Origin of the sequence: Qipengyuania qiaonensis, assembly GCF_019711515.1 — a bacterium.
In the GTDB taxonomy this organism is placed as follows: domain Bacteria; phylum Pseudomonadota; class Alphaproteobacteria; order Sphingomonadales; family Sphingomonadaceae; genus Qipengyuania; species Qipengyuania qiaonensis.
Genome location: NZ_JAIGNO010000006.1, coordinates 18801 through 39940 on the forward strand (window position 1 = coordinate 18801; position 21140 = coordinate 39940).

17 protein-coding genes, 1 tRNA gene and 1 other RNA gene are annotated in these 21140 nt (G+C 61.5%); 4 read left to right on the forward strand and 15 right to left on the reverse strand.

Annotated features, from left to right (window positions below):
• Positions 1-50 precede the first annotated feature (50 nt).
• Positions 51-3896 carry a transglycosylase SLT domain-containing protein gene (locus K3174_RS10525; RefSeq protein WP_221558232.1) on the forward strand — a complete coding sequence of 1282 codons (3846 nt, stop codon included), beginning with the start codon at positions 51-53 and terminating at the stop codon, positions 3894-3896.
• A gap of 50 nt (positions 3897-3946) precedes the next feature.
• Here the strand turns inward: K3174_RS10525 and K3174_RS10530 are convergent, their stop codons facing one another.
• The 4 genes from K3174_RS10530 to K3174_RS10545 form a co-directional block, all read right to left on the reverse strand.
• Positions 3947-4540, reverse strand: a complete 594-nt coding sequence (locus K3174_RS10530) for an SOS response-associated peptidase family protein (RefSeq protein ID WP_221558233.1) — start codon at positions 4538-4540, stop codon at positions 3947-3949.
• Positions 4541-4573: 33 nt separating this feature from the next.
• Positions 4574-4774 (reverse strand): hypothetical protein, encoded by a 201-nt coding sequence (locus tag K3174_RS10535; RefSeq protein WP_221558234.1) that lies wholly within the window; start codon positions 4772-4774, stop codon positions 4574-4576.
• A gap of 265 nt (positions 4775-5039) precedes the next feature.
• Positions 5040-6644: a site-specific integrase gene (locus K3174_RS10540; RefSeq protein WP_221558235.1), complete on the reverse strand. Its 1605-nt coding sequence runs from the start codon at positions 6642-6644 to the stop codon at positions 5040-5042.
• 79 nt (positions 6645-6723) lie between these two features.
• Positions 6724-6809, reverse strand: a tRNA-Tyr gene (locus K3174_RS10545).
• A 141-nt stretch (positions 6810-6950) separates the two neighbouring features.
• On the opposite strand from K3174_RS10545, the gene rlmB reads away from it, so the two are divergent.
• Both rlmB and K3174_RS10555 read left to right on the forward strand, forming a co-directional pair.
• On the forward strand, positions 6951-7739 hold the full coding sequence (gene rlmB, locus K3174_RS10550) for a 23S rRNA (guanosine(2251)-2'-O)-methyltransferase RlmB (RefSeq protein WP_221558403.1): 789 nt from the start codon (positions 6951-6953) through the stop codon (positions 7737-7739).
• Between the two features lie 24 nt (positions 7740-7763).
• Complete coding sequence (locus K3174_RS10555; protein WP_221558236.1) at positions 7764-8594, forward strand: hypothetical protein; 831 nt, start codon at positions 7764-7766, stop codon at positions 8592-8594.
• A gap of 101 nt (positions 8595-8695) precedes the next feature.
• Here the strand turns inward: K3174_RS10555 and K3174_RS10560 are convergent, their stop codons facing one another.
• From K3174_RS10560 to K3174_RS10600, 9 genes are all read right to left on the reverse strand, one after another.
• Entirely contained in the window at positions 8696-8968 is a 273-nt protein-coding gene (locus tag K3174_RS10560; RefSeq protein ID WP_221558237.1) for an HU family DNA-binding protein, read from the reverse strand.
• A gap of 254 nt (positions 8969-9222) precedes the next feature.
• The gene (gene lon / locus K3174_RS10565) at positions 9223-11610 is read right to left on the reverse strand and encodes an endopeptidase La (RefSeq protein ID WP_221558238.1); all 2388 of its coding nucleotides are present in this window, start codon (positions 11608-11610) and stop codon (positions 9223-9225) included.
• 238 nt (positions 11611-11848) lie between these two features.
• On the reverse strand, positions 11849-12331 hold the full coding sequence (locus tag K3174_RS10570) for a Csu type fimbrial protein (RefSeq protein ID WP_221558239.1): 483 nt from the start codon (positions 12329-12331) through the stop codon (positions 11849-11851).
• A 147-nt stretch (positions 12332-12478) separates the two neighbouring features.
• Positions 12479-12814 (reverse strand): YbaB/EbfC family nucleoid-associated protein, encoded by a 336-nt coding sequence (locus tag K3174_RS10575; protein ID WP_221558240.1) that lies wholly within the window; start codon positions 12812-12814, stop codon positions 12479-12481.
• On the reverse strand, positions 12811-14613 hold the full coding sequence (locus K3174_RS10580) for a DNA polymerase III subunit gamma/tau (protein WP_221558241.1): 1803 nt from the start codon (positions 14611-14613) through the stop codon (positions 12811-12813). Before K3174_RS10580 ends, K3174_RS10575 begins: the two co-directional genes overlap by 4 nt.
• A 61-nt stretch (positions 14614-14674) precedes the next feature.
• An RNA gene (gene ffs, locus K3174_RS10585) (signal recognition particle sRNA small type) lies at positions 14675-14769 on the reverse strand.
• 34 nt (positions 14770-14803) lie between these two features.
• Positions 14804-15082 carry an ETC complex I subunit gene (locus K3174_RS10590; RefSeq protein ID WP_221558242.1) on the reverse strand — a complete coding sequence of 93 codons (279 nt, stop codon included), beginning with the start codon at positions 15080-15082 and terminating at the stop codon, positions 14804-14806.
• Between the two features lie 15 nt (positions 15083-15097).
• Positions 15098-17533 (reverse strand): ATP-dependent helicase HrpB, encoded by a 2436-nt coding sequence (hrpB, locus tag K3174_RS10595; protein ID WP_221558243.1) that lies wholly within the window; start codon positions 17531-17533, stop codon positions 15098-15100.
• Positions 17534-17638: 105 nt separating this feature from the next.
• Positions 17639-18655: a polyprenyl synthetase family protein gene (locus K3174_RS10600; protein ID WP_221558244.1), complete on the reverse strand. Its 1017-nt coding sequence runs from the start codon at positions 18653-18655 to the stop codon at positions 17639-17641.
• Positions 18656-18720: 65 nt separating this feature from the next.
• On the opposite strand from K3174_RS10600, the gene K3174_RS10605 reads away from it, so the two are divergent.
• Positions 18721-19017 (forward strand): chorismate mutase, encoded by a 297-nt coding sequence (locus K3174_RS10605; RefSeq protein ID WP_221558245.1) that lies wholly within the window; start codon positions 18721-18723, stop codon positions 19015-19017.
• A 6-nt stretch (positions 19018-19023) separates the two neighbouring features.
• On the opposite strand, the gene K3174_RS10610 is transcribed toward K3174_RS10605, so the two are convergent.
• Together K3174_RS10610 and K3174_RS10615 are read right to left on the reverse strand one after the other, a co-directional pair.
• Entirely contained in the window at positions 19024-20502 is a 1479-nt protein-coding gene (locus K3174_RS10610) for a sensor histidine kinase (protein ID WP_425594432.1), read from the reverse strand.
• The gene (locus K3174_RS10615) at positions 20453-21130 is read right to left on the reverse strand and encodes a response regulator transcription factor (RefSeq protein ID WP_221558246.1); all 678 of its coding nucleotides are present in this window, start codon (positions 21128-21130) and stop codon (positions 20453-20455) included. The genes K3174_RS10610 and K3174_RS10615 overlap by 50 nt, the downstream gene beginning before the upstream one ends.
• Positions 21131-21140: the final 10 nt, after the last annotated feature.

Below are 21140 nucleotides of genomic sequence, written 5' to 3' on the forward strand. Positions count from 1 at the left end.
ACAAGGACCCTATGAGCAAGAATAACCGGGGACACTCTTTCCGAGACCCCATGTACGACGCCGTGGAAGCCAAGCTGGAAAAGGAGCTGGGCCTGCCATCAGGCGGTATCGCAGCTATCCGTACCCATGGCGAACGATCCAATGCGGATCAGGTATCGCCCGTTGGTGCCCGCACGGTCTATCAGATCATGCCGAACACCCGCCGCCTATTCCTAAACAAGTACGGCGTGGACGCCTACAAGTCTCCCGAGGACGCTGCCCGTGTGGCCGCACTGCACCTCAAGGAGAGCATGGACCGAAACGGCGGTGACTGGGCCGCAGCCGTGGGTGAATACCACGGTGGCCCAGATCGCCGTAAGTGGGGTAGGGTCAACAGCGCATACCGCAACCGGGTACTTGGTGGCAACGCCATGTCATCCGAAGGCGGAGCTGCCCCTACAGCCGCAATCGCGCCGCGTGTCCCTACGGTTGCCGAGATGCTTGGCAGCACTCCCGAGGACCTATTCGCCGATACGGAGGATAGCCTTCGGGAAGCCAAGCGAGCACCCCGTCCGAAGCTCCCTTCTGTCAGTGACCTCGTAACGGCGCAGCTCGCCGAGGGTATGCAGGGCACTACCGTGGACCTCACCCCGAACACCACCGATCAGCAGACCGGCGAACGGCTTGAAGCCGAGCAGGCGAAGCTAGACAGCTACGGTCACTGGGATCGCTTCAAGGCCGGGTTCATGGAGAACACGATCCTTGGCGAAGTAATTGACAGCCTCGACCGCGAGACCTTTGACGACGACCCCGAGTTCAACCAGTTCTATCTCAAGAACTGGCAGCAGATCGAAGGCTTCGCCCAGAGCGCCAGCGAAGTGTCGCAGATCAGAGAAGCCAAGAGCGCCGACCATCTCGCCCAGATACAGAGGGAAATCGAGCAGACCCGCGAGCGTGAGCAGATCATCTCCGCGGCCTCCTCGCCGACTCTGTTGGCTATCGGGACGGGTATACTTGATCCCGGTGGCTGGGCCGCAGGCCTCGGCGTCGGTAAGGCCGCGCAGCTCGCAGGCGTCGGCTCCCGTGCCCTTGTGGCAAGCGGCCGACCTGTAGCGTCGATGGCCTCCGGTGCCCTTGAGGGTGCCGTGGGTAACGTCGCCGTGACCGCAGGCATGGACGCCGCTGGCAGCCACATGACCGGGGAGGACTACGCGCTCTCAGGCCTCTCTGGCTTGTTCATCGGCTTCGGCCTTACAGGGGCAACCAACCGGCTCGCCCGCAACGACATCGCCCAGCAGCAAGTCGATCAGGCTATCAAGGCCCGCAAGCAATACCGGGACGCCGCCGAGGCGTCAGTCAGGGAGCAGCTCGGTGATACCGCGTCCCCGGAGACCGTGCAGGAAGCCGTCACGGCAAAGATCAGGACGGACTACATGGAAGTCCTCGACTACGCCCTGGCAGACGTTCCCGAGCATCAGAGGATCATGCTGGCTGACGAGCTGCTTATGGAGCGTCCCGACATCGCGGAGCAGGTAAAAGCCGCAGGCGATACCGAAGGTGTCTCCAATGCGGTCGAGCGTCTCATGGTCGAGGAGACTGTGGCCAGATCGCAGCGCATTGCAGATGCAAACCCGGTTGACCGCGAGAGTCTCAAGACGATCCTCGCCAAGGTCGGGCAGGAAGCAACCAGCACACGCCTGCTGTTATCCGAAAGCCCCGTTGCTCGTGCCGTGGCAATCTCCCTGCTGGAGAACCCGCAAGGCGCAGCCGGTCGCCATCGCTCCGCAGCTCTCACCGCCTTCATGCGTGAGCGGGTGTACAACGAGCAGTTCTCCGGGTTCGACAATCTGCATACCCAGTTCCGCCGCCGCAACGGTATCGGAGCCGTCAAGGACTTCTGGGATGGCCGCAGCCGCAATGAGTTCAACCGCCGCGTCTTTCAGGAAATCGAGCGCCGTGGGGGTAGCCCCAAGGGCACCCGGTTCGATGAGAACCCCTACGTGGTGGAAGCGGCCGACGCCTTCGAGGCCGGTATGGAAAAGATGCGCCTCGAACAGCAGAAGGCCGGGACCATCGGTAATGCCCGTCTGGGCGACAACAGCGTAGGCTATGTCCCCCACAGACTTGACCCCCGTAAGGTTGCATCGCTCAACGCGAAGCAGATGCAGAGTGTCCGCAACGTGCTCTCTGCACAGTTCCAGCGGATCGAGGGCTTCAACGCAACATTCTCCGACCAGCTCGCCGTAAGGTATCTGGAGCGGGGGATCGACGCAGCCAACGGCATGTATCAGGTGCCTTTCAACCTCCACTCTCCCGAGGCCGGTCAGATTGTCCGGGATGCGTTGCAGGCGATGGATATGGACCCCGGCGAAATCCAGAAGATCATGGGCCAATTCTCCCGTGGCGGTGCGGGTCACACCAAAAGCCGCTTGAAGCTGGACCTCATGGAGGACATCGGCGACGGCAAGCAGCTCATGGACCTGTTCGTCACAGACATCCCCTCGCTGTACCGCAGCTATGCACGTCGGGTCGCCGGGGAAGTCTCGCTGGCGCAGTACGGCGTCATGGGCAAGAAGGGTCTCGACATCCTCAAGAAGGCAATGCTCGCCAGCGGCGCTACTACGCAAGAGGTCAAGGCGTTCGACCAGATCGCCGCCGAGTTCCTCAACACCCCGTTCGGTGAGGCCAACTGGCGCAACATGGACAATCTCCGCCTCGCCACCAGTGCTTCCCGCCTGGGCGGCATGGCCTTCACCCAGCTTGCCGAGTTCGGTAACGCCATCCCTTCCCTTGGGGTATCCGCCGCGCTTCGCAGCGTCGGCAACCTACCTCGTATGATGAAGGAAGTCCGGGAAATCGCAGCCGGACACGGTACCCCCAACGAGGTTCTCAAGAGCCTCGATCAGATGGGCGGCGGCGTCGGCATGGACGACTACTGGATGACCCGGATGTTCGACGTGAGGGACAACGAGGTTGAGCTGTACAACGGCTCGGACCTCGGGCTTATGACCCGCGCAGTGCGGGCCGGTGCCCACGCCAACATGGTGATGTCGGGACACCGCAACATCCTCGCTGCACAGACCCGCCTCATGTCCGAGGAAGTCCTACGCAAGGCGGTCCGCTTCGCCAAGTCCGGCGAGGCAGATACCGTCTTGGACGATATGGGGATCAGTGCCGCTCTGCGGGGCAAGCTCCAGAAGGACATGGATCGCATCGCTACCTTCGACGACAAGGGCAACCTTACGGGTCTCGACCTGTTCAAGGGCAACGCCTTGAAGCCGGAGTATGTCAACGAGCTGGTGCAGGCCGTGGAACGCGGAGCTGCCCAGATCATCCAAAGGACATTCACCGGGGAAACCGGGCACTGGGCACATGACGGCTTCCTCAAGCTGCTGCTCCAGTTCCGTACCTTCTCGGTCACGTCAGTGGAGAAGCAGTGGGGCCGCAACATGCGCAACCACGGCGCAGTCAAGTCCTTCGCCTATCTGATGGCCGCCATGTCGTTCGCCCTCCCGATCCACCTTGGCCGTATGCAGCTCAAAATGATGGGCATGTCGGACAGCAAGCGAGGGGATTACTGGGAGAAGAACGGCAGCCCATTGGCGCTCACCCGCGCCACGATGAACTACGCTTCATCGGCAGGTTTGGCGGGAGACATTATGGACTTGGGGGTAGGCACAGCTACCGGCTGGATTGAGCCGCTCGACGACGCGCTCGGCAATACCTACGGGCACCGTGCGGGTGGCGACACGCGATTATTTGGGGGCGTGGCGGCTCCCGGCGCAGGACTGGCGCAGGACATCTACAGCGGCACATTCGGGGGCGATCCCGATAAGCTGCTCCGCGTCCTGCCCGGAAGCAACCTCCCCTATGTAGCCCCGTTCGTTGCGGCTCTTGCCGACCTTGGGGACGAGTAGACTACCGACCATAGCCCTCTGGGCGGCCCCTCACGGGATCGCTTGGAGGGCTATTCTTTTGTCAGGTCCATTAATTGCGATGGGAACGGTTCGGCAAAACCTCCTGCATCGTCGCCCGCTAGCCAACGGTTGTAATCCTCGGGATGCAGGATAACCGGCATCGCTTTGGGATGGATCGGTGCAACAAGCGGGTTTGGCTCGCAGGTCAGAAAGGCATAGGCAGGGCCTTCCTCCGTCTCCCGCCAAATGCCCGCAAAGGCAGAAACCTCCGCATCGCTGACCTTGAACCAGCATTCCTCGCGTCCCGCATTTGGCTTTGGTTCGGCGAACTCGTTGAACGGGACCAGACACCGGTTTGATGGCTCCGCGAGCATCGACCGCCAGAACGGGCTTTTGAGGTTGCGGACATTGGTAATGCGCTTGGTGACAGTACTGCCGGGGCGCTTCCCTTTCATCTTGAGGGGCACACCCCATTGCATCGTGTCTAGAATGCGCTCTCCGCTATGATCCCTTGCAACGATCCCTTGCTTCCGGGACCACACGTCAATTTTGATTTCGCTGAACTCGTCATCCCTATGGGCAGCACCGATGTATTCCGCCCAAGTGGAAATCGCTTCGGGGTGGTTTTTGTAGTGATTGCACATAGGTCCGACTGCTGCGCGCGCTTCGGCGAGCTGTCAATCTGCGCGCTTGTAAGGCGAAGTGTAGGAGATGTTCCGGGTGCAGTCGGCAAGCTCCAGATTGGGATGCGCCTGGGCGAAGGCCAACGCGTCCTTCAACGCGACAAAATGAACTGCAAAAGCATTCATTGCGATGGCTTCGGTGCCATGAACGGCGAAGCGGCCTTGGCCTACCTTCTGCTGTAACCATTCGTCCATGTGCGGCGCTACCCGAGCGGTCCCGAATGGAGGGATTGTAAATTTCACCCGGATGGGGAACGCCTTTTCATCCGTCTTGCGCTGCGGGGTAGATCGTCGGGCCACATCGAATTGATTGGAACATTACAGGAACGATGGCAAGACTAAATCAGCCACAGTAGGAGCGATAATCCGACGCCAAAGGCCGACACGATTGCTAATGCTATGAACTCCAGTCTGATGCCCTTTGCGTCTCCTCGGTTCTCATAGTCCGACCAGTCACCTTTCATCGGTCAGCGTTCCGAATAGAGAGGTGCGAAAGGTCTAGGCTGGCATATTGAATCTTCGCCAGCGCCTTGGATTTTTGCCGCATCGAAAGACCGTCGCCGTAGCCATCGCCAGACCCCGGCTCCTTTCGCCTAGCCAAAGCGAGTGCAGTGCGAGGGGCAATTTCTGCCGCGCGTAGGGCGTCTTCAAAGTTATGCCGGAATGAGTGCATGCCCAGCTTCGTGCCTTCAAGGCCCAGCGCGCGGACATGGGCGCTGAAACGCTCGCCCAGCTTGGCCCCGTGCTGACCCCGGTTGCTAGGTTTGCCATCAGGGAACAGGCCAACCGCGCCAGCCTTCCGTTGATCGGCGACGAAATCCATGAAGCCTAGCCGCAGCAGTTCCGGGTGGATTGGCAGCTCTGCCCTTGCCTCCGGTGTTTTAATCGTCCGCCCCTCGTACTCGCGGACATGCAGCACCGACTGACCCTCCACCTCATAAACGTCCTCGACGCGTAGCCCGCAAGCCTCGCCATTCCGCAGCCCGTTGAACAGGCAGATTAGCGGCACCCAGTACGCGCCAGGGCGATCCCGATCCTTTGCCCATGGCAGGTTCCACGGGGTGGAGGAGAACAACGCAGAGAGTTGTGCCGGGGAGAAAGGATCACGCCGGTCCCTATCGGCCACAGGATCGGGGACCGTCAGGCCGGTAAAGGGGTTGCCCGTGACGAGCAGCTCCCGAGCGGCCCAGTTCCATATCGACGCGATGTGCAGCAGATACCCGTCATTGATCGTCTTGGGCCGAAGAGTGGGGAACCCTAGGGCGGCGTTCTTTTCGACCGCCTCGGGCACCGCAAGGCCCCGCAGTTCCTTCCGCTTGCCAATCTGGGTAGGCACCTTTTGAAGCATGGCCACCAGCTCACGGGCTTCCTGTCGCGTTATGCTGCCCGCTGCTCTGCCGGGGTACACGTCGCGCAGGAGGCGGAATACGGGCACGAGGGCCTTACGGGTGGACGCCGACCATGCAGGGGACTTGTCGGCCTCATAGGCTAAGAGGATGCTTTCCAGCGAAGGCCCGCCGCTTTGATGAGCAATGTCGGGGCTGGCGCTTGTAATCGGAACGCCTCCCATGTCTCTGATACGAGCCTCCAGATACGCAATGGTCTCATTGGCTTGGGAGAGGTCGGCGTCCAATTCCTTCATAACGTCAATCGCAGCCGCCCTATCTGGGGGAAGCTGTTGGGTAGAGAGCTTGCGAAACTGCCGGTAAAGCAACCGCACCTCGCGGCGCTCCGGCTCATCTTGCCGCTTCTCTTGAGCGGCCAAGAACGCCTCATGAGCTTCACGCTCCTCCCGCGCCCTCCGGGTCTCCTGTTCTGTTGCTAGACCCGCCAGTGCCGCATTCCGCTCGAATTGCTTGGCTCGCTCTTCCTCATAGAGCCGCGCAGCCTCGTGCATCAGAGATTTTGCGGTCGATTTGTCCTTGGTACGAAGTGAGCGGCTCCATTCCTTTTTCGGCTGACCGCTCTTCCCGAACCAAAACCGCTGATCCTCAAGGGTTACCGGCCTGCGATAATACCACACACCATGGCTATTCTGACTTAGATGCATCGGGTCGTCCTTCATGCTACGATTGTAGCACCCAATTGGACAAAACCCACTGATTTCTGCGGTTTTCTTGGCCTTACAACACCTTAAAGGGCGGTGGTGGACAGGGCTGGATTCGAACCAGCGTACGCTTGCGCGGGCAGATTTACAGTCTGCTGCCTTTAACCACTCGGCCACCTGTCCACACGGGCCATTTCACTGAGGAAATCGAGGGATCGTATGCCGATCCCGTGCCGAGAGGCGCCCCTTTGGCGAAGCAGCGCTTGCCTGTCAATGCCCTCGCTGGCACAGGCCGCCACCAATGCTGAGGACAGGACAGAAGTGATGGCGAAGGGTGAACGCAAGCGAGCGCTCAGAGGACGTGCAGGCCGGATGAAAGGCGGGCGTGGCAGCGGCCGGGCGAGCAGCGGACAGGTTCGTCTCTGGGGTCGCCATGCAGTCGAGGCGGCGCTGAAGAACCCCGATCGTGTCCATCGCAAGCTGTGGGCCACGCGCGAGGCTATCGAGTCTCTGGACGGCGAACTGCCAGCCGATTTTCCACTTGAATACGCGGACGTGCAGGACCTCGCGCGTCTGGTCGCCAAGGACGCACCGCATCAAGGGCTGGTGCTGGAATGCGCACCCCTTGAAGATATCCATCTTGACGAAGTGTTGAGCGGCGACGCCGACCGCCCCGTCGTCGTACTCGATCAGGTCACCGATCCGCACAATGTCGGGGCGATCATGCGGTCGGCAGCGGCGTTCGGAGCGGCCGCACTCGTCACGCAAGACCGCAACGCTCCTCCGGAAGGAGGGGTGATCGGCAAGTCCGCATCCGGTGCGCTGGAAGTGCTGCCATGGGTACGGGTGGTCAATCTTGCTCGGGCGCTCGAACAGATGGCCGAAGCGGGATATTGGCGGATCGGTCTTACCGGCGCAGCGCAGGCGACGCTTGCGGAGGCGCTCCCGGCCGGCCCCGTCGCTCTCGTCCTGGGTGCGGAAGGAGAAGGAATGCGCCACAACATCGAAACGCATTGCGATGCGTTGGCGCGGCTCCCCATCGGTGACCAGATCGAAAGCCTCAACGTGTCCAATGCCGGCGCCATCGCGCTATATGCGATCGCTACTAGATGACGTGGGACATAGGGGGGAAACTGGATGCGGATACTGATCGCACTATTGGCACCGCTGGTGCTTGGCGGCTGCATGTTGTTGCCCGGAAAATTTGCGAGCGAGTTGCGGCTTCTCGCCAACGACGAGTTCGTTTTCACCTATGATGGCGAAATCCAGATGCTCGCGTTGAGCAAGCTGGCAGCGATGGCCGAGGGTGGTGACGAGGCGTTCGAAGCCGAATGCTTCGACGATAACTTCGACCTGCGCGAGTGCACGGAAGAAGAGATTTCCGAACAGAGAGCGGAATGGGACGCACACGCCGAACATCGGCGGGCTAGCAAGGCGCGCGAAACAGAACAGATGCGCGCATTTCTGGGCGGCATCGATCCATCCAATCCTGAGGCCGCGCGGGAGTTTGCCAAGCGGCTCGAGCGGCAACGCGGCTGGGACAAGGTCGAATACAAGGGAGACGGACTGTTCCAAGTGGCATTCCGCATTTCCGGCACTCTCGGTCATGACTTCGTGTTCCCGACCTTCGAAGGCATACCGAGTGCGAACGCATTCGTCAGCGTCAACCTGCGCAAGGGACGCCAGGTGCGTATCGATGCTCCGGCCTTCAACGGCCAGAAGGATCCCAATCCGATGTTGGGCGGAGCACCGCTTGCCACCCTGGCGGCCATGTCGGAAGCGGACAAGGACGGTGAAATGCCGAAGATCGTCATACCGGACGGTATCTTCACGATCATCACTGACGGCAAGATACTCGCCAACAATACCGATGAAGGCCCTGTACGGCATTCCGCCGGCCAGGCGCTGTCATGGAAAGTCGGCCCCACCACCGCACAAGCTCCGACGGCGCTGATCGCATTCGACTGAGCCAAAAGAAAACGCCGCGCACTCCGATATGGAGGGCGCGGCGGATGTCAGTTCCCGGTTTTGCGCCGCGAGGTGTTGCAGCGCCGGTCAGGGAGCTCGGGTTAGTTGACGGAGTCCTTGAGACCCTTGCCAGCCTTGAACTTCGGTTGGTTAGACGCCTTGATGGTCATCGGTTCGCCAGTGCGCGGGTTACGACCCGTCGAGGCCTTGCGCTTGGCAACCGAGAACGTGCCGAAGCCGACCAGGCGCACTTCGTCACCACTCGACAGGGCCTTGGTGATGGCATCAAACACACCTTCGACGGCGCCCGACGCATCGCTTTTCGAAAGACCGCTGGAATCGGCAACTGCGCTGATCAGGTCGTTCTTGTTCATTAGAGAAACCCCCTTGTTCTTAATCATCAAATCGAATTGGCTGAATCGCTTGGGCGAAGGCGCACGAATTGAGAGATTTTTGGAAGCAGTGTCAAAGGCAAATTCTGCCAGAAACGCGGGTTTCCGGGGCCAAAGCCGGAAAAATTAGGGTGAAGCGTCAATTCTTCACGCAATGCTGCACTGCACCCCAACACGGATGGCTCTTGCAGGATTGCAAGAGCCCTTCGATTCGCGACTCGGTAGTCTGCCTTTTGTTAATGCGCCGTCGTGGCCGGCGCCCGATGGGAATGATCGGGCTGGCTCGCCAAATCGTCAGCCTCTGTCCACTCGATAGGTTCCGGCACGCTGCACAAGGCATGTGCCAGCACCTCATCGACATGACCGACGGGAATAATTTCCAAGCCGTCCTTCACATTGGCCGGAATCTCGGCAAGATCCTTGACGTTTTCTTCCGGAATAAGAACCTTCTTGATCCCGCCACGAAGCGCGGCCAGCAGTTTTTCTTTCAGACCGCCGATCGCGAGAACGCGGCCGCGCAGCGTGACTTCGCCTGTCATTGCCACGTCTGCTCGTACGGGTACGCCTGACAGCGTTGAAACGATCGAAGTCACCATGCCGACGCCAGCGCTCGGCCCGTCCTTGGGCACTGCACCTTCCGGCAGGTGAATGTGGATATTGCGGCGCTGGAAAAGGCTCGGCTTAATCCCGTAGTGCGGCGCGCGCGCTTTGACGAAGCTGAAAGCCGCCGCAACGCTCTCGTTCATGACCTCACCAAGCTTGCCGGTCGTCTTGACTTCGCCCTTGCCTGGAGTGGTCACGCTCTCGATAGTCAGCAGTTCGCCGCCGACCTCCGTCCAGGCAAGACCGGTCACGGCGCCAACCTGCGGCTCGTCCTCGCTCATGCCGTGCTTGAATTTGCGCACCCCGGCAAAGTCGCTAAGGTTTTCGGGCGTGATCGTTACGCTCTGGACCTCCTTTTCGAGTATCTTCCGCAGGCTCTTGCGTGCCAGCCGCGCCAGTTCGCGCTCAAGAGTCCGAACGCCGGCCTCGCGTGTGTAGAAACGGATGAGGTCGCGCAGTCCATCTTCAGTAAGCTCGAACTCGCTCTTCTTGAGGCCATGCTCCCCGATCTGTTTGGGCAGCAGATGTCGCTTGGCTATCTCGACCTTTTCGTCCTCGGTATAGCCCTCAAGCCGGATGATCTCCATGCGGTCTAACAGAGGTTGCGGCAGGTTTAGGCTGTTTGCGGTCGTTACGAACATGATGTCCGACAGATCCAGATCGAGTTCGAGGTAGTGATCCTGGAACTTGGCATTCTGCTCCGGATCGAGGACTTCAAGCAGCGCCGACGCCGGATCGCCGCGGAAATCCTGTCCCAGCTTGTCGATCTCGTCGAGCAGGAATAGCGGGTTGATCTTGCCTGCCTTCTTCAGGTTGGTCACGATCTTGCCGGGAAGCGAGCCGATATAGGTACGGCGGTGCCCCCGGATTTCGGCCTCGTCGCGCACTCCTCCGAGCGACTGGCGCACGAACTGGCGGCCGGTGGCCTTGGCGATGCTTTTGCCAAGCGAGGTCTTGCCGACGCCGGGCGGACCAACGAGGCACAGGATTGGCCCCTTCAGCTTGCGTGTTCGCGCTTGCACAGCGAGGTATTCGATGATTCGGTCCTTGACCTTCTCAAGTCCGTAATGATCGGCATCGAGCACTTCCTGCGCCTTGCCAATGTCCTTTTTGACTTTGCTTTTCTTGCCCCACGGCAGCCCTAGCAGCACGTCGAGATAGTTTCGAATTACGGTTGCCTCGGCGCTCATCGGCTGCATCGCCTTGAGCTTCTTCAGCTCCGCTTCGGCCTTTTCGCGGGCTTCCTTGGAAAGCTTGGTCTTGGCGATCTTTTCAGTGAGCTCGGCAATCTCGTTGCTGCCATCCTCATCGCCGCCCAGCTCGTTCTGAATCGCCTTCAATTGTTCATTGAGGTAATATTCGCGCTGGGTCCGTTCCATCTGCCGCTTGACGCGGCCTCGGATACGGCGTTCTACCTGAAGCACCGAAAGCTCACCCTCCATGTAGGACATGACCATTTCAAGCCGCTTGAGGGGGTCCCTTTCAACCAGCAAAGCCTGCTTATCGGAAACCTTGGCGTTTATCGCGGCAGCGATGGTATCGGCCAGCTCGCCCGCATCGTCGATATCGCCCAATTGGTCGGCAGCCTCTTCGCCCAGCTTCTTGTTGAGTTTCGCATATTCGCCGAACCGCTCCACGACCTGCCGCATCATGGCTGTCACTTCGCTACCGGACGCCGTGATTTCGTCCTGCGCCAGAACAGTCGCTTCCACATGCTCACACCGCGATGCAAGCTCTTCGAGCGCTGCGCGCGACGTACCCTGCACGAGAACCCGAACAGTGCCATCGGGCAGCTTGAGTAGCTGAAGCACCTGGGCGATCACCCCCACGTCGAACAGATCGTCACGCTCTGGATCGTCGCATCCGGGATCGAGCTGGGCCAGCAGGAAGATATCCTTGCTGCCTTCCATGGCTGCTTCCAGCGCTGCGACCGATTTGTCCCGACCGACAAACAGTGGAACCACCATGCCGGGGAACACCACGATATCGCGCAGTGGAAGAAGGGGATAAGTCTGGGTCATCAATCAATTCCGTTCGGGGTCTGGAAAGACCGTTCCCGAGGAATATGGTGAGGCCCACCCAACTCCGCAACGCCACGGACAAAAGTCATGTGGATGAGGCTGATCGCCAAGCGCAGACTTCAGCTATATCGCGGGCGCGTGCTGCGGCGATGCCGAACAGCACGTCTGGGAAGCCCCCATCCCCGCTAGGGTAACTGCGACTGCTTTACAACGCAGAGGACGTGCATATTCCTGAACGTCAGAACGTAATGCTGACTGTTACGATATCCTCGTAGACACCGGGAGACAGATTGGCCGGGACCGAGTTGATCCTGCCATATGCGGTCAGGCTTGCTCGCCCCAACCCAAGCGCGAGGCCCCAAGGCGCGCTGCCCCAACCACTGCCCCAAGTCTGTGTTCTGGCAGCGTTGCGATAAATTCCATAGGGAATGACGTCACCTGAAGGGTTTCGCATTCTCCGCTGTGTGCCAGCAGCGTTGCTCCCCAAATTCATATCGACCCGATAGATCGCGAGACGCGTGCATTCGATGTCTATTCGGGCGCTGCTATCGATCGGTCCTGCCCCTGCTCCGGCGCTGACATCGAAAAACATTTCGGCTGTAAGTACCGTACAACCGTCGATGACCTCCACCGTCGGGGTTAGTGTCGCCTGCGCGCTGGCAGACGAAGAACCCGTGAACGCAAACGCTGCAACGGAGGTGAGAAGTAATTCGCGCTTCACTTTGGGCTCGACGATAGTTGGACTTAACCGTCTACGCCCAATCACCTAATGTGTTGTTAACAGCGCTTTCACGATCCCGGCCAACTTCCTCGGATGCCCACTTGAACGGCCGTTGCAACGCGCGGTCGTCATATGCGATGCCCGACGCTACATCCCGGGAAGTTTGAAGCCCGGCGGCAGGCCCACGCCCTGCTGGATTTTCGCCATCTCCTCGGCCGATACGCGATCTGCGCGGTCGCGGGCGTCGTTGAACGCGGCAGTGACAAGATCCTCGACCATCTGCTTTTCTTCAGGCTTCATCATGCTTTCGTCGATCGCGACACCAAGGATGCGGCCACGCGCGGTTGCGCGAACCTTGACGAGTCCTCCGCCAGCCGTACCCTCGACCTCGATCTCGTCTAGCTTGGCCTGAGCATCGCCCATCTGCTTCTGGATTGTTTCGGCAGCCTTCTGAGCCTGCGCGAGCATCTCTTCCATATTCATGCTTTTCTACTCCAAGGTACTTCGCGGCGTTGGGGGGGTGCGCCGCCATCATCGATCAATTCGGCATTCGGGAAAGCATCCAAAGCGGCCTTCACAAGCGGATGCGCACGGGTCGCGGCGGCTGCCGCTTCGCGCTCGGCCTCCTGTACTTCCACCAACGACGGAGAACCGGCGCCTCCGCCGATTTCCTCCACCGACCAACGTTTGCCCGTATGCCGGTGCAGCGCTTCTCTCAGAACGGGCGCTATGTCGTCCGAAAACTTGGCATCGCGACCATAGCGAAGCATGCCATCGGACAGTTCGACCACCCGGACCTGAAGGCGCATGATACTCGCTTCCTGCATCAGGCCCGAATTATCGATCGCATCGACCATTTCCTGCCAGTCCAGAGAAGCTTGCGGCGCAGCGGCAGGTTCGGCAACTCCTTCTGCGGATCTCGGTGCGAGTGCGGGGCCAGCTTCGGCCAGTGCCTCGATCCTCTTCGCCAGCTTGCCCGGATCCGGCAACTGCCCGGCATGGAGCGTGCGCAGCAATGCCATGCGGAGCGCGACCAGTGGATCGGGTGCGAGGCGGACCTCTTCGTGGGCCTTCAGGAATAGCTGCCAGAGACGGTGAAGCTGGCCTGCTGGAAGCCGCCCCGACCACTCGGCCAATTGCTCGCGTTCGTCTGCGCTCGCCCCCTCGGGCTCGCCGCTGGACACTTGCGCGACCGTGATGCGGTGCGCGAGGTCCATCTGCGCCCGCATCAATGCCAGAGGCTCGACTCCAAGAGCATATTGTTCGTCGATCGCCTCGAGCAGTGCCTTACCCTCGCCCTCCAGGATGTGGCCGAACAGCCTGCGCTGCGCGCCCTTGTCGGCGAGACCGAGCATGTCGCGAACGCGCGCGGCAGTGACCTTGCCCTCGGTATCGAGATCGGCATGCGCGATTGCCTGATCGAGAATCGAGAGACCATCGCGAACCGACCCTTCGGCAGCGTTGGCGACGATGTGAAGCGCCTCGGGATCGGCCTCGACGCCTTCCTTGCGGCAGATCTCGGCAAAGTGGCTTTCGAGCATTTCGACCGGGATGCGCCGGAGATCGAACCGCTGGGTGCGGCTGAGCACGGTGACCGGGAGCTTCTCTACCTCGGTGGTCGCGAAGAGGAATTTCACATGCGCCGGCGGTTCCTCAAGTGTCTTCAGCAAGGCATTGAAAGCATTGCGGGAGAGCATGTGGACTTCGTCGATGATGTAGATCTTGTAGCGCGCCGATACGGCGACGTAGCGCACCGCTTCGATGATCTCGCGCACGTCGTCGACACCGGTATGCGATGCCGCGTCCATTTCGATCACGTCGATATGGCGGCCTTCCGCGATGGCGCGGCAAGGCTCGCACACGCCGCAGGGGCTTATCGTCGGGCCGCCATTTCCGTCTGGCCCAATGCAGTTCAGGGCCTTGGCGATAAGCCGCGCGGTGGAGGTCTTCCCGACCCCGCGCACCCCCGTCATCAGAAAGGCGTGAGCCAGCCGGTCGCGGGCAATGGCGTTGGCCAAAGTGCGCACCATCGCTTCTTGTCCGATGAGTTCGGCAAAGGTCTGCGGGCGATATTTCCGCGCCAGCACGCGATAGGGCTGAGCCGGGTCCGAAGGTGCAGAAACGTGCGGATCGAGCGTATGATCGGCCGCCGAACGGGGCTGGTCGGCACCGAACATCGATTCCTGTCCGGCATCCTCGAGTTCCGCCGCGCTCGGTGCGTCAGCCTCGTCGGCCGCGCTCTCCCACGGGAGGCCGTCTGGATTGTCCGGTGAATCACCCATACAGGTTTAGGTAGGCGCTGAAGGCGCGAATGTCATGCTGCCATGAGCACGAATTGTGGGTGAAAGAGGAGCCGACCGACCCGCCGCAATCCACCTGGGCTGCTTCCTTCCGGACCTGACCCGGTGAGCGAACGCAAACGTCCGACCGACTCCCGGCGCGCCATATGGCGCCGGGTAGTCAAAAAATCAATTACCGAAAATTGTCGGCGTAAGCCTGCAGCTTGAGACCTTTAGGCGGCGTTGCGTAGACGCGCGCGGCAATGCCGTATTTCTCGGCATAGGCTCTGGCCTCATCCTTCGTGGGAAAATTCAACTGAACCTGCGCCTGAGTGTCGCTGCTGCCGGTCCAGCCCATCAGCGGATCGGCGCGGCGTGCTTCGGACTGCTCGAATTCGAGCACCCATTCATCGGTGCGGGCCTTGCCCGACTGCATCGCGTTTTTCGGTCGCTGGTAGATTCTCGCGGTCATGAACAGCCCTGTAATTCAACCTTCCGAGCGTGAAAAGGCGTTCTTCGTCTTCAAACTCGGCTTTTCCGCCCAAGGTTCCTCAGGCCAGCGGTGTTTGGGATAGCGACCCTTCATGTCCTTGCGCACATCGGTCCAGCTACCGCGCCAAAAGCCGGGTAGGTCGCGGGTCGACTGGATCGGCCGTCCGGCAGGGCTGGTGAGCTTGAGCAAGAGCGGTGTGTCGCCCACCACGGGATGGCGCTCGAGCCCGAACAGCGCCTGCACGCGCACCTCGACGCTCGGCGTATCGTCGCCGGTGTAGTCTATTCGGTGCGTAGTTCCGGCGGGCGAGGTGAATTCGCGCGGCGCCAGCCGGTCGAGCCGCTGGCGGCTGTCCCAGTCGAGCTGGCCCAGCAAGGCATCGACAAGCTTGCCCTTGGGTAGGTTCAGATCGCGCCGCCCCTGCAGTAGAGGCGCGAGCCAGAGATCGGCCGTTTGGGCCAGCCCGACGCTCGCCAGCCCTTCGACACCGGCATAGCTTGCGCGCGCAAGCAATTCTGCCGGAAGGAGTTCTGCCGGGTTTTCCAGTGCTTTATCCACAAGCATGTCCACAATCGCCTGGGCATCGGGCGTCGGATCCGGTCCCCGCGCCAGAGTGATGGCACCCAGCCTGCGTTCGAGCAGCGCCTCCACCCGATCGCCCGTCCACCGCAACACCTGTCGGCGTTCTATTCGATCCGGCAGCCAGCGCTCGAGATCGGCTTCCTCGAGAGCAATGGCAGCAGTAATTCGCGCCCCTTTTGCCTGTCCCTGCGCATCGCCGACGACGAGAAATTGCGCGCGGGCCAGTGGCGATGCGGTATCGAGTACGAACCCCCTGCCTCCGGCGGCGATCCAGTTTTCCCCACTGGCATCGCGGCGTTTGGCGATAAACTCGGGACGTCCTGCGGCGAGGAGAATACCAAGAGGTGGTTCGTCCCCGTTTTGCGCGGCCTGGGCCCCGATAAGCCCCCGCGCCGATCTCGCCCATCTGCCAGCCAGTTTGCGGCTCGCCTCGGCCCGCGCGCTGCGGTCGGCTTTCCAGCGCGACAGGCGCGCTTCGAGATCTTCCCCACGCCCACCAAGCCCGCGCTCCTGGAGCAGCAGCGCAATCTGTGCCGCCTGCGCCTCTGCCCCGTGCCCGGCCCCGAACAGGATGGTTGCCGCGCCCCGCGGGTCGAGCGGGAGCCCGGCCAATTGCTCACCGCGCGCAGTGATGCGCCCCTCGCTATCGAGCGCGCCCAGCGCCTCCAGCGTGGAGCGTGCGGCGGAAACCGATGCGACAGGCGGCGGATCGAGCCATTGGAGGCTAGCGGGATCGACCGTACCCCATTGCGCAAGGCCCAGCACCAGGGGCGCGAGGTCGGCGGTGACCATTTCGGGCGGATCGTAAGGCTGCCGCCCGCCGTGCCCGCCCTCTTCCCACAGGCGATAGGCAACACCCGGGCCCTGACGCGCGGCACGCCCGGCACGCTGCGCCGCGGCGGCCTGGCTGGCGCGATGGGTCACGAGATGCGTGGTGCCCGCCGCGCGGTCGAATTCGGCACGCCGCGAGAGTCCGGCATCGACCACCACCGTTACACCGTCGAGGGTCAGCGATGTTTCGGCAATGGCAGTCGCCAGTACGATCCGCCGGTGGCCCGCGGGATCGCGCCGGATCGCAGCCCGCTGGCCCGCCGGATCGACCTGTCCATGTAGCGGAAGCGTGAGGGCGGAAGGCAGGCGCGTTTCCAACCGCTCTCGCACGCGTTCGATCTCGCGCACACCGGGCAAGAAGGCAAGAATGTCGCCATCTTCCTCTCGCCAAGCGGTGGCGACGGCCTGCGCCACGGCATCTTCCACCGGCAATTGCGGCGACGAGCCGAGCCATTCGATCCGCAGGGGATACGCCCCGCCCTCGCTTTCGACGATGGCCGTGTCTTGGCCCAGCAGCTGGGCGAAACGCGCCCCGTCGATGGTCGCCGACATGACCAGCACACGCAGATCCTCGCGCAGCACTCCGCGGCTTTCCAGCGCAAGAGCCAGGCCGAGGTCACTGTCGAGATGCCGTTCATGCGCCTCGTCGAACAGCACTGCGGAAATGCCTGTAAGCTCCGGATCGGCGAGGATCGTATTGACGAAGATCGCCTCGGTCACCACCAGCACCTGTGTTCGAGACGACCGCTTGCTGTCGAGGCGGGTGAGATAGCCGATAGTTTCGCCGGGTTTTTCGCCCAGCATTTCTGCCATCCTTTCGGCCGCTGCGCGCGCGGCAACCCTTCGCGGCGAGGTCAGGATGATCGTGCCGGTGCACCATTCTTCGCCGATCAGCGCCGGGGCAACTGCCGTTGTCTTACCTGCTCCCGGAGGCGCGACGAGCACTGCACCGGTCTGCTTGCGCAAAGCCGCGAGCAGATCGGGCAGAACGGAATAGATCGGTAGATCGTAACTCACGAGGGCGCCCTATCACGTCGTCATCCCTGTGAAAGCTCGGATCGGTGTCAAATGAACCGTCAAGCCGCTGGCGATCCCAGCTCTCGCGCGGATGATGTGATCTATTCAATACCCCCGCGCTACCGCGAAAAGCGCAGCCTGAGTCATTGCCCGACGTGCCCTGCCATCTGGAAATATCGACAGCGCATCAATCGCCCTCTGGGCGAAATGCCGCGCGCGGGCCTTGGTGTCGGCAACCGCATTGTGGCGGTCGATCAGCGCGATTGCGTGTTCCAGATCGTCGTCGCTCGTGCGGAAACCGCCAATCGCCGCCTTCCAGAATTCGCGCTCTTCCTCGCTCCCACGGGCAAAGGCCAGAATGACGGGCAAGGTCATCTTGCCTTCGCGGAAATCGTCGCCCCGATCCTTCCCCATAGCGGCCGCGTTGGAATCGTAGTCGAGCGCGTCGTCGACGAGCTGGAAGGCAACCCCGAGGTTGCGTCCATATTCGTCGAGCGCCTGTTCCTGCTCATCGTCACATTCGGCGACCACGGCGGCGATCCGGCTTGCGGCAGCAAACAGCGCCGCGGTCTTGGCGCGGATGATCTGGAGATAGCGCTGTTCGCTGGTGTCGATCTTGCGCTGCGCGGTCAGCTGGTCGACCTCGCCTTCGGCAATGATCGCGCTGGCGCCGGAAAGGATCTTGAGGACCTTGAGGCTGCCATCCTCGGTCATCAATTCGAACGACCGGCTGAACAGGAAATCGCCGACGAGCACGGTCGCCGGATTGCCATAGATGATATTGGCGGCCGCCTTCCCGCGCCGCAGATCGCTGCCATCGACGACATCGTCATGCAGCAAGGTGGCAGTGTGAATGAACTCCACCGCAGCGGCGAGCTTATAGTGGCGCGTCCCGCTGTAACCGACCAGTTCCGCACCCGCGAGCGTGAGCATCGGGCGCAGCCGCTTGCCGCCGCCCGAAATCAGGTGACCCGCCAAGGCCGGGATCAGCGGCACTTCGCTCTGCATCCGTTCGAGGATGACCTGGTTGACCTGATTCATGCCATTGGCGGTCAGCGCCAGCATGGGTTCGATCGAGCCTTCCGGCTCCTTGCGCTTCAGGGGGATTACGTCGGCAGACATTTCGGCTTGGCCATGGTCTGCCCAAGCTTTCTTGGCAAGACGGGAATTATCGTTAGCCTGATCGCATGACCAGCTCGACCAAGCCCGACCGCGTCCTTGCGGGTTTTCGCAAGAGCATCGACAATATCGATGCCGCTCTGATCCACATGCTGGCCGAGCGTTTCCGGATCACTCAGGCGGTGGGGGAATACAAAGCCAAGGTCACACTGCCCCCGGCCGACCCCGCGCGCGAGCAGGAACAGATCGCGCGGCTGCGCAGGCTGGCGGAAGAAAGCGAACTCGATCCGGAGTTCAGCGAGAAATTCCTGCGCTTCATCATCGACGAGGTGATCCGCCACCACGAACAGGCGGCCTCGCGCTGATCGGCGTCAGATCGAACTTCGGGGCAGCGTAAGCTCGACGAGAAGCCCCCCCAGATCCTCGCTTTCGCCCAATTCGACCGTACCGCCATAGATTTCCGCCACATCGCGGACGATAGCGAGGCCCAGTCCGGTCCCAGGCTTGCCGGTATCGAGACGTGCCCCGCGGTCGAATATGCGCGTGCGTTCGGCCTCTGGAATGCCCATGCCGTCATCCTCGATCCAGATAACGCATTTGTCCGAAGTCCGTTCTGCATCAATGGTCACGAACACGCTTCCGCCGCCATATTTGGCAGCGTTCTCGATCAGATTGCCGAGAATTTCGTCGAGATCCTGACGTTCGATCGAAACAGCGGCGCTGCGGTTGCCATCGAGATCGAAACGCGTTTCGTCGTAGATGCGCGTGACCGCCCGCAACACGCTTTCTGCGCTGGGCCAGACCTCGGCCCTGGAATGGCCACTGGCCCGGCGACCTACCGCGCGGGCCCGCGCAAGATGATGTTCGACGTGGCGCTGCATCGTTTTTGTTTCCCGGCAGACCAGATCGGACAGCTTGGGGTCATGCGCAGTCGCGGCGTTGGTCAGAACCGTGAGCGGCGTCTTCAGCGCATGCGCGAGGTTGCCGGCATGCATCCGCGCCTCCTCCGCCTGTTGTTCGGTATGCGCCAGCAGCGCATTTATTTCCTCGACCAGTGGTTCGACCTCGAGCGGCAAAGGTTCCTTGATCCGGTTGGCCCCTTCGTTCCGCATGACCTGTATGGCGTTTCGCACGCGGCGCAGAGGCGAAAGGCCATACCAGCTTTGCAGCACTGCAAGGGTCATTAACCCCAGCCCCAGCGCAGCGAAACTCCAGATAAGAATCGAGCGGATGCGGCTGATCTGATAGTCAAGTTCTCCACGCGCCGAGGCCACGGCGAACGTCCATCTGGTGTCGCTGTCGGGCAGAATGACGGTCCGCTCGACAATGCGCAGGGGCTCGTTTGCGAACTGATCGGAATCGTAGAAATGCGGATCCGTATCGACATGATCGCCCTGCAGCGCGAGACTGCGGTCCCACAGGCTGCGACTTGGGAAAGGCTGATGCCCCTCTCCGGAAACCTGCCAGTAGACGCCGCTATTGGGTTCGAGAAAACGCTGGTCGCCTAGCGAACGATACAATTGCACATCGCCGAAACTGTCTATCTCGGCAGAAGAGATCAGTGCCGTCTGCACGTATTCGAGTTGTTCGTCGAAATTGTCCTCGACCAGCCGCACCAGCGTTCGGTCGAGCGCGAAACCGCCGCCGAGCAGCAGTATGCCTATCCACAAGGCGGCGATCACCATCATCCGCCGCGCAAGACTGCGTCTCTCCGGCGGCTTCGCCACCGTTACCGGACCGTCGGCAGACACAGCGATCGACCGGATGCCCCCGGCCGCCGCGGCGTCGCTGCCATCATCGTCAGGCGCGCGGCTGGTCGGCGGGGTCGTCGAGGCTGTAACCGAGTCCACGGATCGTCGTAATCACGTCAGCGCCCAGTTTCTTGCGAATGCGCGTGACAAAAACCTCGATCGTATTCGAATCGCGGTCGAAATCCTGATCGTAGATATGCTCGATCAGTTCGGTGCGGCTGACCACCTTGCCCTTGTGGTGCATCAGGTAGCTCAGCAACTTGTATTCCTGCGCGGTCAGCTTGACGGGTTCGCCGTTCAGCGTGACGCGGCCCGACCGAGTGTCGAGGCGTACGTCCCCGGCGGTCAGTTCGCTGGACGTGTTGCCCGAAGCGCGACGAATGAGCGCGCGCAGGCGCGCGATCAGCTCTTCGGTCTGGAATGGCTTGGCGAGGTAATCGTCGGCGCCTGCATCGAGACCTGCCACCTTGTCGCTCCAACTGTCGCGCGCGGTCAGCACCAGCACCGGGAACTTGCGTCCCTCCTTGCGCCACATCCCGAGCACGGTCAGGCCGTCGATCTCGGGCAGGCCGAGATCGAGGATGACCGCATCGTAATCCTCGGTACTGCCGAGAAAGTGGCCGTCCTCGCCATCGGTGGAAAGGTCAACAGCATAACCGTTCTGCTCGAGCGTCGATTTGAGTTGCAGGCCGAGCGTAGGCTCGTCCTCGACGATCAGTATCCTCATAGATGTCCGT

Excerpts from the sequence above, each read along its gene's own strand:
- K3174_RS10525 (WP_221558232.1), top strand. The coding sequence starts at position 51 with ATGTACGACGCCGTGGAAGCCAAGCTGGAAAAGGAGCTGGGCCTGCCA.
- K3174_RS10530 (WP_221558233.1), bottom strand. The coding sequence starts at position 4,540 with ATGTGCAATCACTACAAAAACCACCCCGAAGCGATTTCCACTTGGGCG.
- K3174_RS10535 (WP_221558234.1), bottom strand. The coding sequence starts at position 4,774 with ATGGACGAATGGTTACAGCAGAAGGTAGGCCAAGGCCGCTTCGCCGTT.
- K3174_RS10540 (WP_221558235.1), bottom strand. The coding sequence starts at position 6,644 with ATGAAGGACGACCCGATGCATCTAAGTCAGAATAGCCATGGTGTGTGG.
- rlmB (WP_221558403.1), top strand. The coding sequence starts at position 6,951 with ATGGCGAAGGGTGAACGCAAGCGAGCGCTCAGAGGACGTGCAGGCCGG.
- K3174_RS10555 (WP_221558236.1), top strand. The coding sequence starts at position 7,764 with ATGCGGATACTGATCGCACTATTGGCACCGCTGGTGCTTGGCGGCTGC.
- K3174_RS10560 (WP_221558237.1), bottom strand. The coding sequence starts at position 8,968 with ATGAACAAGAACGACCTGATCAGCGCAGTTGCCGATTCCAGCGGTCTT.
- lon (WP_221558238.1), bottom strand. The coding sequence starts at position 11,610 with ATGACCCAGACTTATCCCCTTCTTCCACTGCGCGATATCGTGGTGTTC.
- K3174_RS10575 (WP_221558240.1), bottom strand. The coding sequence starts at position 12,814 with ATGAATATGGAAGAGATGCTCGCGCAGGCTCAGAAGGCTGCCGAAACA.
- K3174_RS10580 (WP_221558241.1), bottom strand. The coding sequence starts at position 14,613 with ATGGGTGATTCACCGGACAATCCAGACGGCCTCCCGTGGGAGAGCGCG.
- K3174_RS10590 (WP_221558242.1), bottom strand. The coding sequence starts at position 15,082 with ATGACCGCGAGAATCTACCAGCGACCGAAAAACGCGATGCAGTCGGGC.
- K3174_RS10600 (WP_221558244.1), bottom strand. The coding sequence starts at position 18,655 with ATGTCTGCCGACGTAATCCCCCTGAAGCGCAAGGAGCCGGAAGGCTCG.
- K3174_RS10605 (WP_221558245.1), top strand. The coding sequence starts at position 18,721 with ATGACCAGCTCGACCAAGCCCGACCGCGTCCTTGCGGGTTTTCGCAAG.
- K3174_RS10615 (WP_221558246.1), bottom strand. The coding sequence starts at position 21,130 with ATGAGGATACTGATCGTCGAGGACGAGCCTACGCTCGGCCTGCAACTC.